The sequence below is a fragment of the Stenotrophomonas sp. PS02297 genome (assembly GCF_029959705.1).
In the GTDB taxonomy this organism is placed as follows: Bacteria; Pseudomonadota; Gammaproteobacteria; order Xanthomonadales; family Xanthomonadaceae; genus Stenotrophomonas; species Stenotrophomonas nitritireducens.
The window spans coordinates 1-16430 of record NZ_JASCOS010000083.1; the positions used below are offsets into that span (position 1 = coordinate 1).

Sequence of the window (16430 nt, forward strand, 5' to 3'; positions counted from 1 at the left end):
CGGACACCTTGTCGACCGAGGTCTCGATCAGTTCCTTGATCTCCTTGGCGGCACCGGCCGAGCGCTGCGCCAGCGTACGCACCTCGCTGGCGACCACGGCGAAGCCGCGGCCCTGCTCGCCGGCGCGCGCGGCCTCCACCGCCGCGTTCAAGGCCAGGATGTTGGTCTGGAAGGCGATACCGTCGATGACGCTGATGATGTCGGCGATCTTCTTCGACGAGGCCTCGATGGCCGACATGGTGGTGACCACCTGGCTGACCACCTGTCCGCCCTGCGAGGCGACGCCGGCCGCGCCCTGCGCCAGCTGGTTGGCCTGGCGGGCGTGTTCGGCGTTCTGGCGCACGGTGGAGGTCAGCTCCTCCATCGAGGCGGCGGTTTCTTCCAGGTTGGCGGCCTGCTGCTCGGTGCGGCGCGACAGGTCGTTGTTGCCGGTGGCGATTTCCGAGGCGGCCAGGTTGATGCTGCCGGCCGCCTGCTGGATGCGGCCGACGATGGAGGTCAGCTGCGCCACGGTGGCATTGGCGTCGTCACGCATCCTGGCGAACACGCCGTGGAAATCGCCGTGCATGCGCGCGGTGAGATCGCCGCGGGCGATGGCCTGCAGCAGGGCGGAGACTTCGGACAGGTTGCCGTCGGTGGTTTCCATCAGGCGGTTGAGCCCGGCCACCATGTCGCCGAAGTCATGCTCGAAGCGCCCCTCGTCGCCGCGCAGGCTGAAATCGCCCGCCGCCGCAGCACCGGCCAGGCGCTTGATCTCGGCATTGATCGCCGACAGGCTGGCCTTGGTTTCGTCCATCGCCTGGGTGATGGCGGCCTTCTCGCCGGGCAGGCGGTCCATGTCCACCGACAGGTCGCCGCGCGCGTAGCGCTTCATGACCTCGATGACCCGCAGCTTCACGTCGATGTGCTGGCCCACCAGCGCATTGCTTTCCTCGATCATGCGCCGGTAATCGCCGGCGAAAGGCGAGGCGTCGATGCGGTAGCTGATGGTGCCGGCCTCGTGCTGCCGGGCCATCTCGCCCTGCGCGGCGATGACCGACTGCACCTGGCGCTGCATGTGCTGCATGGCGCGCAGCAGATCGGCGACTTCGTCCTTGCCGGACACGTCGATGCTGTTGTCCAGGCGACCGCCGGCGATGCCGTTGGCCACGCCTACCGCGATGCCCAGCGGCCGGGTCAGGCTGCGGGTGATCAGCAGGGCCAGCAGTGCGCCGAGGACGAGACTCAGCAGGCCGATGCCGAGCGACAACTTGCCGGTCCAGCTCTCGATGGCGTTGTATTCGTCGCTGCTCTTGCGGGTCAGTACTTCCTGGTGCTTGAGCAGGGCCGACAAGGTGTCGTTCCAGGCGATGGCGCGGGATGCCTGTTCGGTGAGCAGGACCTGGACCGCAGCGTCGAAATCGCCGGCTTCCATGAAACCGTCCAGCGCCTTGGTCGATGCGGAGGCGGCACTGCGCGCCGCTTCGATCTCGGCGACCATGCGGTCGCCGACGGCATCGCGGGGAATCTTGACGTACCGCTGCCAGATCTCGTCGTACCTGCCGGCGAGCGTGTGGAGCTGCGCCTGGTCCTGCGCGAAGCCGTCGCCGCGCTTGAGCAGCATCAGCCGGCGATCGCGGATCACGGCGTTGTTGATGTCGAGCATGTCGTTCAACAGGCGCATCTTCACCATGTTGACGTTGGTCAGGTACTGGAACTGATCCGACTTGAGCCTGTTTCCATACAGAACAACGGCCAGGATCGCGGCGATGAGCAGCAGCACCAGTCCGAAGCCGATAGCCAGCCGCGAACCAACCTTCAGATTCCTCAGCGTATCCATGTCATTCCTTTGGTTTGGGTTTGGGTTTGCTGTCGATGGCGGCGTCGGCACCGGTTTCTCTGGCAGTTCGCGCTTGAAACCATGGTGGATCGGGCCGGCATCATGGGGTCATTCGGGATTCAACCTTCATCGTTCAAGGGATAACGGAAGACTTCGGGAACAACGCTTGCTACAGGAACGCCGCCCCTGGACAAGGGCGGCGCGGATCAGAACTCCTGCCAGTCGCCCACCTCGGCGGTTGCCGCCTCGCGGGACCGGAGAGATGCCTTTGGACGCGGTGGCGTGGGTAGGGGCGCGGAGCGCGGGGATGCCTTGCGGGCGCCTGGCGCGGCCGCGATGGCATGGGTCCGGAATTCCGCCACCGCGCCCGCCAGCAGGCTGGCCTGCTCCTCCATCGAGCGCGCCGCGGCGGTGGCTTCCTCCACCAGGGCGGCGTTCTGCTGGGTGGTCTCGTCCATCTGCATCACGGTCTGGTTGACCTGCTCGATGCCGGCGCTCTGCTCCTGCGAGGCGGCGGAGATCTCGGCCATGATGTCGGTCACCCGTTGCACCGAGGTAACGATCTCACCCATGGTCGTACCGGCCTGGTGCACCAGCTGCGAGCCCTCGGACACCTTGCCGACCGAGTTCTCGATCAGGTCCTTGATCTCCTTGGCGGCGCCCGCCGAACGCTGGGCGAGGGTGCGCACTTCCGAGGCGACCACGGCAAAGCCGCGGCCCTGCTCGCCGGCGCGCGCGGCTTCCACCGCCGCGTTCAAGGCCAGGATGTTGGTCTGGAAGGCGATGCCGTCGATGACGCTGATGATGTCGGCGATCTTCTTCGACGAGGCCTCGATGTCGGCCATGGTGGTGACCACCTGGCTGACCACCTGTCCGCCCTGCGAGGCGACGCCGGCTGCGCCCTGCGCCAGCTGGTTGGCCTGGCGGGCATGTTCGGCGTTCTGGCGCACGGTGGAGGTCAGCTCCTCCATCGAGGCGGCGGTCTCTTCCAGGTTGGCGGCCTGCTGCTCGGTGCGGCGCGACAGGTCGTTGTTGCCCGAGGCGATTTCGCCGGCGGCGCCGCTGATCGCCGACGAGGCGCCCTGGATGCGGCCCACGATCGAGGTCAACTGGTCGACCGTGGCGTTGGCGTCGTCGCGGATGCGCGCGAACACCCCCTGGTAATCGCCTTCCATGCGCGCGGTCAGGTCGCCCTGCGACAGGGCGCCGAGCAGGGTCGAAACCTGGCCGACACTGGCGGCGAAGCTGTCCAGCAGGTCGTTCAGCTGTTCCGACAGCTGCAGCAGGAAGCCGCTTTTCCCGTCCAGCACGATGCGCCCGGAGAGTTCGCCATTGGCGGCGGCGGCGACGATGCCGCTGACCTCGCGCTCGACCTGCACCTCGGCGGTACGGTCGTCCCATTCCACGACATACCCCAGGCGCCGGCCGTCGCCGTCGGTGACCGGGTTGATGATCTGGCGCATGACATGGTTGCCGACGGTGATCTGCGCGCGATGGGTGCCGCGCAGGTCGCCCAGCAGTTTGCGCTGGTGCGGCGGATGCTTGTGGAAGACGTCGATGTTGCTGCCGATCAGCGTCTTCATGTCGAAGTTCGGCAGGTCGCGGCGCATGTCCTGCTCGGCCTTGCCCAGCATCTGGAACAGCGGCCGGTTGGCGTAGATGATGTTGAGGTCGGCGTCGGCGATCATCACGCTGGTGGTGACGTCGTCCAGCGCGGAACGGATGCGCAGGTTCTCCGCGGCGACGGCGGCATCGCGCTCGATGCGGTCGCGCAGGTTGCCCTGCATGGTCTGCATCGAACGCAGCAACGTGCCGATCTCATCGCGGCGCGTGACCTCGATGCGGCCGTCCAGCTTGCCGTGGGCGATATCGTCGGCGACGCCGGCGGCGGTGGCCAGCGGCAGCACCACCTGCCGGCGCAGCAGCACGAACAGCGCCACGCACAGCACCAGCGCGGCGAGCAGGCCCACGGCGGCGACGATGTACAGCAGCACATGCGCCTGGCGGGTCAGCAGCGCCTGCGGCACGACCACGCCCAGGGCGAAGCGCTGCGCGGTGTCGCCGACCTGGATCGGGACGTACACGGCCACGTTGCCATCGGCATCCGGCGTGAACGCCTCGGACACTTCGCCCTTGGCGATGCGCGCGAGCATCGCGCGGGTGGCGGCGTCCTCGCGCTGCTTGCCGATCTCCGCCGGGTCGCGGCTGGCCAGAACGCTGCCGGCGGGCGACAGCAGCTCGACATGGCCTTCGCCCATCGGCGACAGCTGCGAGAGGCGCTCCTGCAGCGCGGACAGGGCGAAGTCCACGGTCACCACGCCCAGGAAGCGGCCATCCTCGACGATCGGCATGGCCAGGGTGGTCATCAGCACCTGCTTGCCGTTGATCGCGTAGGTGAACGGCTCCATCAGCATCGGCTGCTTGGCTTCGCGCGGTTTGAGGTACCAGTCGCCATCGCCGGCCACGTCGTAGCCATGCAGCGCTTCGGTGAAGGGGACCCCGTCGGCCCAGGCCCAGTAGCTCATGAAGCGCCCGCTCTGGTCGTGGGCTTCATCGCCGGTATGCGCGGTATCGGCGCCGTCGAAGGCGTCCGCTTCCCACAGGGTGCTCACCCCAAGCCAGTCCGGATGGTCGAGCAGCTGCTGCCTGAGCAGCGAAGACACCGCCGGCCGGGTCAGGATGCCCTGCTCGTGCTGCAGGCGCAGGGTGCCGGCCAGCGTGCGGGCGGTGTCGTAGGCCTCGGTCAGCCCGGCCGACATGCGCCCGGCCTCGAGGCCGGCGAGATTGCGCATGCCCTCCTGCGAGGAGGAAAGCAGCGCATGGCTGCTCTTCCAGTAGCTGATGGCGGCGGTCACGCCGAAGGAAAGCAGCGCGATCAGGGCCACGCCCAGCATCAGGCGGCTGACGATGCTGGAACCGGAACGGGGGTGGGGCACGGCTTTCCTCCTGCGGCCTGCTGTCCCTCGACATCGGAACAGCGGCTCATGACTTTGGTGAACAGGGACGTTGGAAGCCGTCGCAGGCTGCCAGCGCCCCGGGAATGGCAGCCCCGCCGCCGGATGGGCGGCGGACGGGGCGTGCGTTCAGAACTCCTGCATGCCGCCACCGGCCATGCCGATGCTGCGCCCAGCCGGATGCGCCGAGGGCGCGGCGGCCACCCGGGCCAGGGAAGAGGCGACGGTGTCGGCCAGGCGGAACTGGGAGACCGCATCGCTCAGCTGTTGCGCCTGCTCCTCCATCGAACGTGCCGCGGCGGTGGCTTCCTCCACCAGCGCGGCGTTCTGCTGGGTGGTCTCGTCCATCTGCATCACGGTCTGGTTGACCTGCTCGATGCCGGCGCTCTGCTCCTGCGAGGCAGCCGAGATCTCGGCCATGATGTCGGTCACGCGCTGCACCGAGGTCACGATCTCGCCCATGGTCGTACCGGCCTGGTGCACCAGTTGCGAGCCCTCGGACACCTTGTCGACCGAGGTCTCGATCAGGTCCTTGATCTCCTTGGCGGCGCCGGCCGAGCGCTGGGCGAGGGTACGCACTTCCGATGCGACCACGGCGAAGCCGCGGCCCTGCTCGCCGGCGCGAGCGGCTTCCACCGCCGCGTTCAAGGCCAGGATGTTGGTCTGGAAGGCGATGCCGTCGATGACGCTGATGATGTCGGCGATCTTCTTCGACGAGGCCTCGATGGCCGACATGGTGGTGACCACCTGGCTGACCACCTGTCCGCCCTGCGAGGCGACGCCAGCTGCGCCCTGCGCCAGCTGGTTGGCCTGGCGGGCGTGTTCGGCGTTCTGGCGCACGGTGGAGGTCAGTTCCTCCATCGAGGCGGCGGTTTCCTCCAGGTTGGCGGCCTGCTGTTCGGTGCGGCGCGACAAGTCGTTGTTGCCGGTGGCGATTTCCGAGGCGGCCAGGTTGATGCTGCCGGCGGCCTGCTGGATGCGGCCGACGATGGAGGTCAGCTGCGCCACGGTGGCGTTGGCGTCGTCGCGCATCCGTGCGAACACACCCTGGAAATCGCCGTGCATGCGCGCGGTGAGGTCGCCGCGGGCGATGGCCTGCAACAGGCGGGAGGTCTCGGCCAGGCTGCCGTCGGTGACCTCCATCATCGTGTTGAGGTTGTGCACCATCTGCCGGAAGTCGTACTGGAAGCGCTCCTCGTCGCCGCGCTGGCTGAAGTCGCCGGCGGCCGCGGCGCCGCTCAGGCGGCGGATCTCGGCGCTGATCGCAGTGAGGTTGCGCTTGATGGTGGCCATGGTCTCGGTGATCTCGGCCTTCTCGCCTGGCAGCTGCGGCATGTCGCGGCTGAGGTCGCCCACGGCATAGCGCTGCGCCAGCTCGATCACCTGCATCTTCACGTTGATGTGGCCGGCCACCAGTTCATTGGTGCCGGCGACCATCACCCCGTAATCGCCGGGGAACGCGCCCTGGTCCATGCGGTAGCTGATGATGCCGGCGCCATGCTGGCGCTCCATCTCCTGCTGCGCGGCGATCACCGCCTGCAGCTGCGCCTGCATGCGCTGCATGGAGGACAGCAGCTTGCCGACTTCGTCGCGGCGCGAGGCGTCGATGCGGCGGTCGAGCTTGCCGGCGGAAACGTCGTCGGCCACGCGCACGGCTTCGCCCAGCGGCAGCATGATCGCGCGGATGATGGCCCAGCCCAGCAGGGCGGCGAGCACCAGCGACAGCACCATGCCGGCGATCACCGCGACCAGCGAGCGCTGGTAGGCGAGCCGGGAGGCGGCCACATCCTTGGCCAGTTGTTCCTGGTTGTACTGCGACATCAGCTTGAGCTGGTCGAACAACACCCGCCGCAGCTTGCGCGATTCGTCCGAGGAGATGCGCCGCGCGCCATCGAAATCGTCGGCGGCGATGGCCGCGGCGATGCGCTCGTGGGCCTCGAAATAGGCCGAGCGCTGCTCCTTGAGTTTGTTGTACATCGCCAGTTCTTCGGCGGTGTAGTCGGTCTCGATGTCGTCGTAGGCCTTCTCGGCCGCTTCGATCAGGCCGCGCGTGTCGGCCAGGCGCTTGTCGTAATCGGCCAGCTGCTCGGCATTGCCCTGGTAGTTCAGCTGGGACTGTTCATAGGTGCGGAATTCGCCAAGCTGCGCGCGCATCTCGCCCAGCTGCTGGACGGCGGGCATCCAGTTGCTGTTGATCTGCTCGATCTGGGTGTTGGCGAGCATCATCCGCCACAGCGAGAACCCGCCCATCAGCAGGGTGATCATGCAGGTGATGCAGAAGGCGAGGACCAGCTTCCGCGTGATCGACAGGTTCTGGAACCATTTCATCGCAGACATCTCCAAGGGCGGACTTCGACGGTATGCAGGCCCGGCGCTCCTGCGGAGTGTCATGAATCCGGAATGGGCTGCGACGGGAAGCCCTCACCCGCGATCGGGGTGCACTACCGCGATATCGGCGCAGGCGTCCGCTTCTTGACGCCGCCCAAGCCGCGAGTCGGGATTCCGTGAGCAGGCGCACGGAATGCAGCCTTCCCGGCGCTGGCGGCGGTGCCGGGTTTCCGTTCAGAAATGGAACTGGGCGCGCAGCTGCAGTGCTTCCGGCCGTGCATGCAGGGCACCGCGGCGGGCATCTGCCCGCACGTAGTTGGCTTGGAATTTCAGGTGCGGCCCGAGATACCAGTTGGCGCCGAGGGTCCAGTTGCGCTCGTCGCCGCCGCGGATCGGGCCATCGTCCAGGTCGATGCGGCTGTAGCGCGCCAGCAGTTCGACGGCGCCACGCTTGCCGGCCGGCTTCGGGTTGGCGACGTTGCCGCCGCTGTAGGCGCGGGATTCGCCGGTGAGCAGCCAGCTGCCCGCCAGGTACCAGCCCTCGCCCCGGTAGTCGGCCAGGCCATGGCGATGGGTGGTCTGCCGCAGGTACTCGCCCTGCAGCGACCAGGGGCCCTCGATCCACAACGCTTCCAGGCCGCGGCGCTCGATGCGCGCGACATCGCGCAGGGTGCCGGAGTCGACCAGGCGCAGCGGCGTCAGCGACACCTCCGGCTTGGCGCGCCAGCGCACGCTTGGCGCGATCTCCACGCCCAGGCCGTTGGTCTCGGCATCAGGATGCTCGCGGGTGGCCGAGACCCCGAGGTGCAGCACGTGCGCGGCTTGCTTGCGCGGTGTCCAGGCCAGCCGCGCGGCCAGGCTGTCGCCGCGGTTGTTGCCCTGCAGATCGTGCGAATAGGCGCCGGCGTTGAACAGCCAGCGCGGCCGCTCCAGCGCCCAGTCCACGCCGATGCGGCGGCCTTCGTAGAACGCCTGCGTCGGCAGCGCGTTCTCCATGAAGGCGCCGTTGCGGGTGGCGGTGTTGCCCTCCAGACCCAGCGGCAGTTTCATCTGGCCGATGCGCCATTTGCCCAGGTCGCGGCCGGTCAGGCCCTTGCTTTCCAGGCGCAGGGCCACGTCCATCCAGGTGTCGGACTGGAAGTCATAGGAGGCGCTGAAGTCGTACAGGCCCTTGCGCTTGATGGCGACGCCGAATTCCTTGCGGCGCCAGTCCTGGTCATCTTCGAACGCGCCGCCGTCGGCGGCGAAGCGATTGACGTCCCAGGCGAAATTGCCGGTGAGCGAGGTTTCGGTGCCGTTGTCGAAGGTCAGTTTCGGCGGCCATGCGCCAGCCTGCGGGCCGGCGAAGGCAGGCGCGGCAAGGGTGAGCAGGGCGAGAGGGGCCAGGCGGCGCATGCAGGTGTCCCGGAACGAAGGCGGCTCCATGCGATGGCATGGGCCGGGGAGGGCACAGCCCTCCGCCTGCGGGGCGGGAAGGCGCGTGTATCGGGCCGCCCTCGGTACAGGCGGGACATGGATCAGCAACGTGTTGAAGCCCTGCGATGCCCGCCTGCCGGCCGCGTTGCCGGCGCCTTCAACCGCGCCGTGCTGCCTTTGGCTGCATGCGCCTGTCCGGCGCCATCCAGATGCGGCGCGCCTTCACCCCACAGGGCGAAGGCGCCGGCTCAGGCCGCCTGCGGCACGCGCAGCGAGCGGACCAGCCCGCCGACATCGACGATCAGCGCGACGCGGCCATCGCCCAGGATCGTCGCGCCGGAAACGCCGGCGATGCGCCGATAGTTGTTCTCGATGTTCTTGACCACGACCTGCTGCTGGCCGAGCAGCTCGTCCACTTCCAGCGCGATCTTCTGGCCGTCGCCCTCGACCACCACCACCAGCGGATCGGCGTGGGTTTCCTGGCGGTAACCGTAGTAGTGCCCCAGCGCCAGGATCGGCAGGTACTCGCCGCGCACGCGCAGCACGCGGCCTTCGCCGGCCATGGTGCGGATGTCCTCGGCCTTGGGCTGCAGCGCCTCCAGCACGTAGGCCAGCGGCAGGATCAGGGTTTCGCCGGCGACCGACACGGTCATGCCGTCGAGGATGGCCAGGGTCAGCGGCAGCCGGATCAGCACGCGGGTGCCGGCGCCGGTCTGGCTCTCCAGCTGCACTTCGCCGCCCAGGGCCTGGATGTTGCGGCGGACCACGTCCATGCCGACACCGCGGCCGGACAGGTCGGTGACCGCGTCGGCGGTGGAAAAGCCCGGCTGGAAGATCAGGTCCCAGACCTGGGTGTCGGTCGGGTTGTCCGGGATCGCCAGCCCGCGCTCCTGGGCCTTGGCCAGGATCTTGTCGCGGTTCAGGCCGCGGCCGTCGTCGCTGACCTCGATGACGATGTGCCCGCCCTGGTGCGAGGCGGCCAGGGTGATGGTGCCCATCTCGTCCTTGCCGGCCTGCCTGCGCACGTCGGGCATTTCCAGGCCGTGGTCGATGGAGTTGCGCACCAGGTGCACCAGCGGATCGGCGATCTTCTCGATCAGGCCCTTGTCCAGCTCGGTGCCTTCGCCGATGGTGCGCAGCCGCACCTGCTTGCCCAGCCGCGAGGACAGGTCGCGCACCAGCCGCGGGAAGCGGCGGAACACGGCATCCACCGGCAGCATGCGCACGCCGATCACCGCTTCCTGCAGGTCGCGGGTATTGCGTTCGAGCAGGTCCAGGCCGGCCAGCAGGCGCTCGGCGTGGGACGGATCCAGGCCGCCGGAGACCTGCTTGAGCATGGCCTGGGTGATGACCAGTTCGCCGACCAGGTTGATCAGCGCGTCGACCTTGTCGACGCTGACACGGATCGAGCTTTCGGCCTCGTGGCTGGCGCCCGGCGCATTGGACGCGGCGGCGGGGCGCACGGCGGCGGCCACTTCGACGGCCACCTCCTGCACCGGCGTCGGCGCACTCACGGCCAGGCTCGGCGGCGCGACGATCGGCTGGATGTCCAGCTCGCAGTCGTCCACCACCCAGGCGAAGGTGTCTTCGATCTTGCTGCGCGGGATGCGGCCGGTCAGGCCCAGGTCCCAGGCGATATAGGCTTCCAGCGGGTCCATCTGCTCGAAACCGGGCAGGCGCTCCATGCGCGCGTCGACCTGCAGCGGGCCGAGGGTTTCCAGTTCGCGGATGATCCGCAGCGGATCGTTGCCGCTCATGAACAGCGACGGCGCCGGCACGAAGCCGATCTGCCAGCCTTCCGGCTCGGCGGCGGCTTCTTCCTGCTTCGCCGCGGCCGGCGCGGCGGCTTCGCCGGACAGCACCGCTTCCAGCCGTGCCTTCACCGCGGCGACGGCGGCGGGGTCGGCCGCCTGGCCATGCTCGGCCTCGCGCAGCAGGGCGCGCAGCACGTCCACCGAGGACAGCATGGCATCGACCGCAGCGCTCTCCAGCGCCCGCTTGCCGGCGCGCAGCTCGTCCAGCAGCGTTTCCAGCACATGGGTCAGGCCGGCGATCGCTTCGAAGCCGAAGGTGCCGGCGCCGCCCTTGATCGAGTGCGCGGCGCGAAACACCGAGTTGATGATCTCCGGATCCTGCTGCCCGTCCTCCAGGGCCAGCAGCCCGGCCTCCATGGCGTCCAGCCCTTCGCGGCTTTCCTCGAAGAAAGTGGCGTGGAAACGTTGCAGGTCCATGCTCATCGGCGCGCTATCCGGTCAGGGTTCGGGGCAGGGGGGTGGGGCGATCAGCCCAGGACTTTCTGGACGGTGGCGACCAGCTGTTCCGGATTGAACGGCTTGACCAGCCAGCCGGTGGCGCCGGCGGCCTTGCCTTCGGATTTCTTGTCGGCGGCCGATTCGGTGGTGAGCATCAGCATCGGGGTGAACTTGTAGTCCGGCAGCTGGCGCAGTTCGCGGATCAGCGAAATGCCATCCATGTTGGGCATGTTCACGTCGGTGACCACGGCGTTGAACTTGGCGCCCTTGGCGCGGCCCAGGGCGATGGCGCCGTCTTCGGCTTCCTCGACGGAAAAGCCGGCCGAGGTGAGGGCGAAGGCCACCATCTGGCGCATCGACGCCGAGTCGTCCACCACCAGGATTCGAGCGCTCATGCAACGTTCTCCACAGAATTCGATTTGTCAGGGGTTGCGTCCAGACCGAGGGTCTGGAGGACGCCGAGCAGGCGCGCGGCGTCGCGGAAGGTATCGGTAGCGTCGTCGAAGACGGTGGCGTGGCCGGCCTGGCGGCGGGCCAGGACGAAGGCGCACAGCACCTGGATGGCGGCGGTATGCACGCGGCCTACCTGGCTGGCGTCCACGCGCAGCGCGCCGTTCCGGCCCAGGTGCGGGGCCAGGTGTTGCTTCAGCTCGCTGGTGGACTCGATGCCCAGGTCCTGCGCCAGTGCCACAGTGCTCATCGTTGCTCCGGAGAGACGGTACTGGACCAGTTAGCGGCAACCGCACGGGGTTCTTTAGCGGCGTGAAGAACGGCGTTCGATTATGTGAACGGGTGCGCGGAATGGCCGGGGCAGGCCGAGGCGTGCCGGAAACGGGCCGGGACCGGCGCGGATGCCGGACGTGTGCCGCCGCACGGACCTGTCCCGCACCCGCGCAGGCCGGCCTTCAGCGTTCGCACTGCAGCAGTTCGGAGGCGTCGAGCAGGATCATCGGCTGCTGGCCGATGCGGGCCACGCCGCGGAACAGGGTGTTGGAGATCTGGCAGATACGGGCGGTGTCGGGCGGCTCGATCTGCGACTCGGTCAGGTTGGCCACGTCCTCCACCGCGGATACCCGCAGGCCCAGGACTTCGCCCCGTTCCTCGAGCACGACGATGCGGGTCAGGCTGTCCTCGCCGACCGCGGCGAATCCCAGGTGCAGGCCGAGATCGATGACCGGCACCACCTGGCCGCGCAGGTTCATGATGCCGAGCATGGCCGCCGAAGTGCCGCGCAGGCCCAGCAGCGGCACCGGCAGCACCACTTCCTGCACCTTGAGCAGTTCCAGCGCATAGGCCTGCACACCGCAGCGCAGGCGCAGCCAGCGCGAGGTGCGTTCGCTGGCGCGGCGCTGGGGTTGCTGCGGCGCGCGGGCCTGCGCCTGCAGCGCGGCCCAGACGTTGTTGCCGGCCGGCACGGCGGGCGCGGGCTCGGCAGGGCGTGGCGGTTCCGATTCCACGACCACCGGCACGGCGTCGGCGACGGCGCGCGGCTGTGTCGCTGCGGGCACAGCCGCAACGGCGCGTGCCGGAGCTGAAGCAGGAACGGGAGCGGCCGGCGCGACGACCGCGGCAGCCACCGCAACCGGTGCCGGGGCCGGGGCGGGCGCGGCTTCCACTACGGCCGGACTGGCCGGTGGCGCCGTCGCGGCGGCAACGGCGGCAGGGGCAGGCACCGCGGCTGCCGGGATCGCGTCGAGCAGCAGTTCGCCCAGGTAGTCGTCGAGCATGTCCACGCCGCTCATGCCGCGCGCTCCAGCTGCGCGGCGTCCTCGGCGCGCAGCCATTCCAGCGCCCGCCGATAGGCCGACAGGCCGCGCCCGGGGTAGTTGTCGTCGTGCGCGGCGGCGGTGAGCGTGGCCGGCGTGCTGATGCGGGTGTCGATCGGAATGGCGTCCTCCCATACGCGCTCGCCGTGGCGGTCCTGCATCTGCCGCAGGGTTTCGTTGCCGGTGCGGGTGCGGCGGTCGAACAGGGTCGGCACGATCGATACCGGCAGCGGACGGCCGCGCGAACGCTCGACCATCTGCCCGGTCCGGACCATGCCTTCCAGGCCATGCAGCGCCAGCGGCTCGGCCTGGGTCGGGATGATCAGGCGGTCGGCGGCGGCCAGCGCGTTGATCATCAGCAGGCCCAGGGTCGGCGCGCAGTCGAGCAGGATGTAGTCGTGGCGCTGCCCGTGCTGGGCCAGCGCATGCTGCAGCGCCAGGCCCAGGCCCGGCTGGTTGGCGCTGCGCCGTTCCAGGGTGGCCAGCGCGGCCTGCGCGCACAGGTAGTCGAGCCCGGGAATGGCGCTGCCGCGGGCGAGGGCGGAGATTTCCCCCGGCGGGGTGGCGAACAGTTCCAGCACGCCCTGCGGCGGCGGGTCCAGCGGCACGCCGAAGGCGCGGGTCAGCGAAGCATGCGGGTCGAGGTCGATCAGCAGCACGCGGTGGCCGAGGGCGGCCAGGCCGCGCCCCAATGCCAGCGTGGTGGTGGTCTTGCCGACGCCGCCCTTCTGGTTGGCAATGGCCCAGATACGCATCAGTGCACTCCTTCAATTGCTGCCGGCAGCGCCGGTCCGGATGCGCGCGCGGGCGCGTCGGCGCCGGCGGCATCGGGGTTGGTGTGTTCGGCGGCGACCGTGGCCGCGCCATCGGCCAGCGCATCGGCGCTGGCGGTCGAGTCGGCCAGGATGATGACCATCACCCGCCGGTTGCGGTTGCGGCCTTCGATCTGCGCGTTGCTCTCGCGCGGGCGGAATTCGCCGTAGCCCATCATCGCCAGCCGCTGCGGCTGCACGCCGTGATCGGCGAACAGGTGCACCACGCTGGCGGCACGGGCCGCCGACAGTTCCCAGTTGGACGGGTACTGCGCAGTGGCAATCGGCATGTTGTCGGTATGCCCTTCCACGCGCACGCCGTTGGGGACGTCCTGCAGCACGTCGGCCAGTTTGCCCAGGGTCTGCCGCGCGCCGGCGTCCAGCGTCGCCGAGCCGGTGGGAAACAGGATGTCGCTGTTGATCTCGACCTCGATCCACAGCTCGGTGCGGCGCACGGTGATCACGCCCTGGCTGACCAGCGGCGCCAGCGCCCGGGTCAGCTTCTCGGCGATCTGCCCGAGCTGGCGCTCGGCGCGCTGCAGCTGCTCGCGGTCGCGCAGCGATACCGGCCGGGTCATCTGCGAGGCCATCGACGGCAAGCGGGTCGGGTCGGCCATCGCGCCGCCGGTCATGCTCGGCGCGCGGATCACCGCCGGGCTGTCGTTGCCGCCGCCCTGCAGCTGCTGGTGGCCGACCTGCACCTGGGTGATGGTGCGCGGGGCGCCGCCAAAGGCGGTGGTCAGGGCATCGGCCATGACCCGGTACTTGCCTTCGTTGAGCGAGGAGATGGCGTACATCACCACGAAGAACGCCAGCAGCAGCGTCATCAGGTCGGCATAGGGGATGGCCCATGCCTCATGGTTGGCGTGTTCTTCGTGGGACTTGCGGCGGGCCATGGTTCAACCCACGAAACCGGCCAGGCTGGTTTCGATGTTGCGCGGGTTCTCGCCCTGGGCGATGGCGATCAGTCCTTCGATGATCATCTCGCGCTCGCGGCTGTTGTACGCGATCACGTTCTTGAGCTTGGCCGCGACCGGCAGGAACAGCAGGTTGGCCGAGGCGATGCCGTAGATGGTGGCGGTGAACGCGGCGGCGATGCCGTGGCCGAGCTTGCTCGGGTCGGCCAGGTTCTTCATCACCGCGATCAGGCCCAGCACCGCGCCGATGATGCCCAGGGTCGGCGCATAGATGCCCATGCCCTCGAACACCTTGGCCGCGGCCAGGTCGCGGTGTTCCTGGCCGCTGAGTTCGATTTCCAGCATGTGCCGGATCGCCTCGGGCTCGACGCCGTCCACGACCAGCTGCAGGCCTTTGCGCAGGAACGGGTCGTCCTGCATCTCCACCTGCGGCTCCAGGCCCAGCAGGCCCTGGCGGCGGGCGATGTTGCTCCAGTCCACGATCTGCCGGATCAGCGCCTGGCGGTCGCTGGCCGGCGGTTGCACCACCCAGCGGACGATCCTGAAGGCGTGGCGGAAGATCGCCGGCGAGGTATGCAGCAGGATCGAGGCGATGGTGCCGACGATGACGATGACGAACGCAGCGGGCGACCACAGCGAAGCCAGGCCGGCGCCCTTGAGAATGCTCCCGCCCACCAGCGAGGCCAGGGCGAGGAAGAGTCCGATGATGCTGAGTCTATCCATTTAACAGGTATCGGCTATTGCGGGGGGTACTTGAACGCGTGGTTTCCTTCTCCCTCCGCGGGAGAAGGCGCATTGCCTGCGAGCCACCGGCCCGCAGGCGCCTGGAAACCCGCTTTGCGTCCCGGTTCCTGCGCAGGCGCAAGGGCGAGGAGCAGCGGACCGGCGGTTCGCAGACTGCCCCTTTCACCCCGGCGGGAGAGGGCTTGCAAGAATCACTCCTGGCCGCGCAGGCCGTCCACGTCCAGGATCAGCGCCATGCGGCCATCGCCGATCAAGGTGGCGCCGGCATAGCCCTTAAGTCCGCGCAGCGCCCTGGGCAGCGGCTTGATGACCACTTCCTCGCGGCCGCGCACCTGGTCCACGACCAGGCCGAAGCGGGCTTCGCCGAGCTGCAGCACGACGATGGTGAGCAGGGCCGACTGCGCCGGTTCCACCGCCAGCCACTGGCGCAGGTCCACCAGCGCCAGCGTGTGCGACTTGCGGTCGAGCACGGCGCGGCCGTCGAACCAGCCCAGCGACGTGCGGGGGGCGTGCAGCACCTCCATCACGCGCGCCAGCGGCAGCGCGTAGATGTCCTCGCCGGCCTGCACCAGCAGGGTCGGCAGGATCGCCAGGGTCAACGGCACGCGGATCAGGAAGCGGCTGCCGCGGCCGAGCTCGGACTGGATCTGGATCTGCCCGCTCAGTTCGCGGATGCGCGACTGCACCACGTCCATGCCGACGCCGCGGCCGGAGATGTCGGTGACCTGCTGCTTGGTCGAGAAGCCGGGCAGGAACACCAGGTGCAGGCATTCCTCGCTGCTCAGGCGCGCGGCGGCCTCCGGGTCCAGCAGGCCCTTCTCGCGGGCCTTGGCGCGCAGCCGCTCGGGGTCGATGCCGGCGCCGTCGTCCTGTACCTCGATGCTGACGTAGTCGCCTTCCTGCTGCGCCGACAGCCGCACCCGGCCCATGCGCGGCTTGCCCTGCGCCTCGCGCAGGTCGGGCATTTCCACGCCATGGTCGATGGCGTTGCGCACCAGGTGCACCAGCGGATCGGCCAGCGCCTCGACCAGGTTGCGGTCAAGCTCGGTCTCGGCGCCGATCAGCTCCAGGTCCACTTCCTTCTTCAGGTTGCGGGCGACGTCGCGGGCGACCTTGGGGAAGCGCGAGAACACCTTGCCCACCGGCTGCATGCGCGTGCGCATCACCGCCGACTGCAGGCGTGCAGTGGCGATGTCGAGGGTGGAGACGGCGCGGTCGAGCTCCTCGTCCTTCAGGCGCGCGCGCAGGGTCTTGAGGCGGTTGCGCGAAAGCACCAGCTCGCCGATCAGGTTGACGATGGCGTCCAGCCGCTTGGTGTCCACGCGCACGGTCTGTTCGGGCTCGACCGCGGGCTTGGCCGCGGCCGGCGCAGGCGAGGCCGCACGCGGCGCGGGCGCCGCCGTGCCCGGAGCGGCGGGCGTG

At 69.1% G+C, this 16430-nt stretch carries 11 protein-coding genes and 1 pseudogene; all 12 read right to left on the reverse strand.

Translation table 11 applies throughout. From position 1 onward, the window contains the following. The coding region (locus QMX80_RS14065) for a methyl-accepting chemotaxis protein (RefSeq protein WP_282277673.1) at nt 1-1819 on the reverse strand (1819 nt) is incomplete at its 3' end. Between the two features lie 206 nt (nt 1820-2025). Continuing rightward, nucleotides 2026-4755 carry a methyl-accepting chemotaxis protein gene (locus QMX80_RS14070; protein ID WP_282277674.1) on the reverse strand — a complete coding sequence of 910 codons (2730 nt, stop codon included), beginning with the start codon at nt 4753-4755 and terminating at the stop codon, nt 2026-2028. A gap of 147 nt (nt 4756-4902) precedes the next feature. Beyond that, on the reverse strand, nt 4903-7101 hold the full coding sequence (locus tag QMX80_RS14075; protein WP_282277675.1) for a methyl-accepting chemotaxis protein: 2199 nt from the start codon (nt 7099-7101) through the stop codon (nt 4903-4905). Nucleotides 7102-7335: 234 nt separating this feature from the next. Further along, nucleotides 7336-8496: a porin gene (locus tag QMX80_RS14080; protein WP_282277678.1), complete on the reverse strand. Its 1161-nt coding sequence runs from the start codon at nt 8494-8496 to the stop codon at nt 7336-7338. A 269-nt stretch (nt 8497-8765) separates the two neighbouring features. Then, entirely contained in the window at nt 8766-10754 is a 1989-nt protein-coding gene (locus tag QMX80_RS14085; RefSeq protein WP_273083327.1) for a chemotaxis protein CheA, read from the reverse strand. A gap of 44 nt (nt 10755-10798) precedes the next feature. Next, complete coding sequence (locus QMX80_RS14090; RefSeq protein ID WP_055768934.1) at nt 10799-11164, reverse strand: response regulator; 366 nt, start codon at nt 11162-11164, stop codon at nt 10799-10801. Continuing rightward, nucleotides 11161-11469 carry an STAS domain-containing protein gene (locus QMX80_RS14095; protein ID WP_055768938.1) on the reverse strand — a complete coding sequence of 103 codons (309 nt, stop codon included), beginning with the start codon at nt 11467-11469 and terminating at the stop codon, nt 11161-11163. Before QMX80_RS14095 ends, QMX80_RS14090 begins: the two co-directional genes overlap by 4 nt. A gap of 205 nt (nt 11470-11674) precedes the next feature. Beyond that, a pseudogene (locus QMX80_RS14100) lies at nt 11675-12475 on the reverse strand (chemotaxis protein CheW); the annotation flags it as partial. 32 nt (nt 12476-12507) lie between these two features. Then, the gene (locus QMX80_RS14105; protein WP_055768941.1) at nt 12508-13290 is read right to left on the reverse strand and encodes a ParA family protein; all 783 of its coding nucleotides are present in this window, start codon (nt 13288-13290) and stop codon (nt 12508-12510) included. Next, entirely contained in the window at nt 13290-14243 is a 954-nt protein-coding gene (gene motD / locus QMX80_RS14110) for a flagellar motor protein MotD (RefSeq protein WP_282277683.1), read from the reverse strand. Before motD ends, QMX80_RS14105 begins: the two co-directional genes overlap by 1 nt. Nucleotides 14244-14246: 3 nt before the next feature. Next, complete coding sequence (locus QMX80_RS14115; protein ID WP_055768949.1) at nt 14247-14987, reverse strand: flagellar motor protein; 741 nt, start codon at nt 14985-14987, stop codon at nt 14247-14249. Nucleotides 14988-15199: 212 nt separating this feature from the next. Then, on the reverse strand, nt 15200-16430 hold a 1231-nt coding region (locus tag QMX80_RS14120; RefSeq protein ID WP_282277686.1), incomplete at its 5' end, for a chemotaxis protein CheA.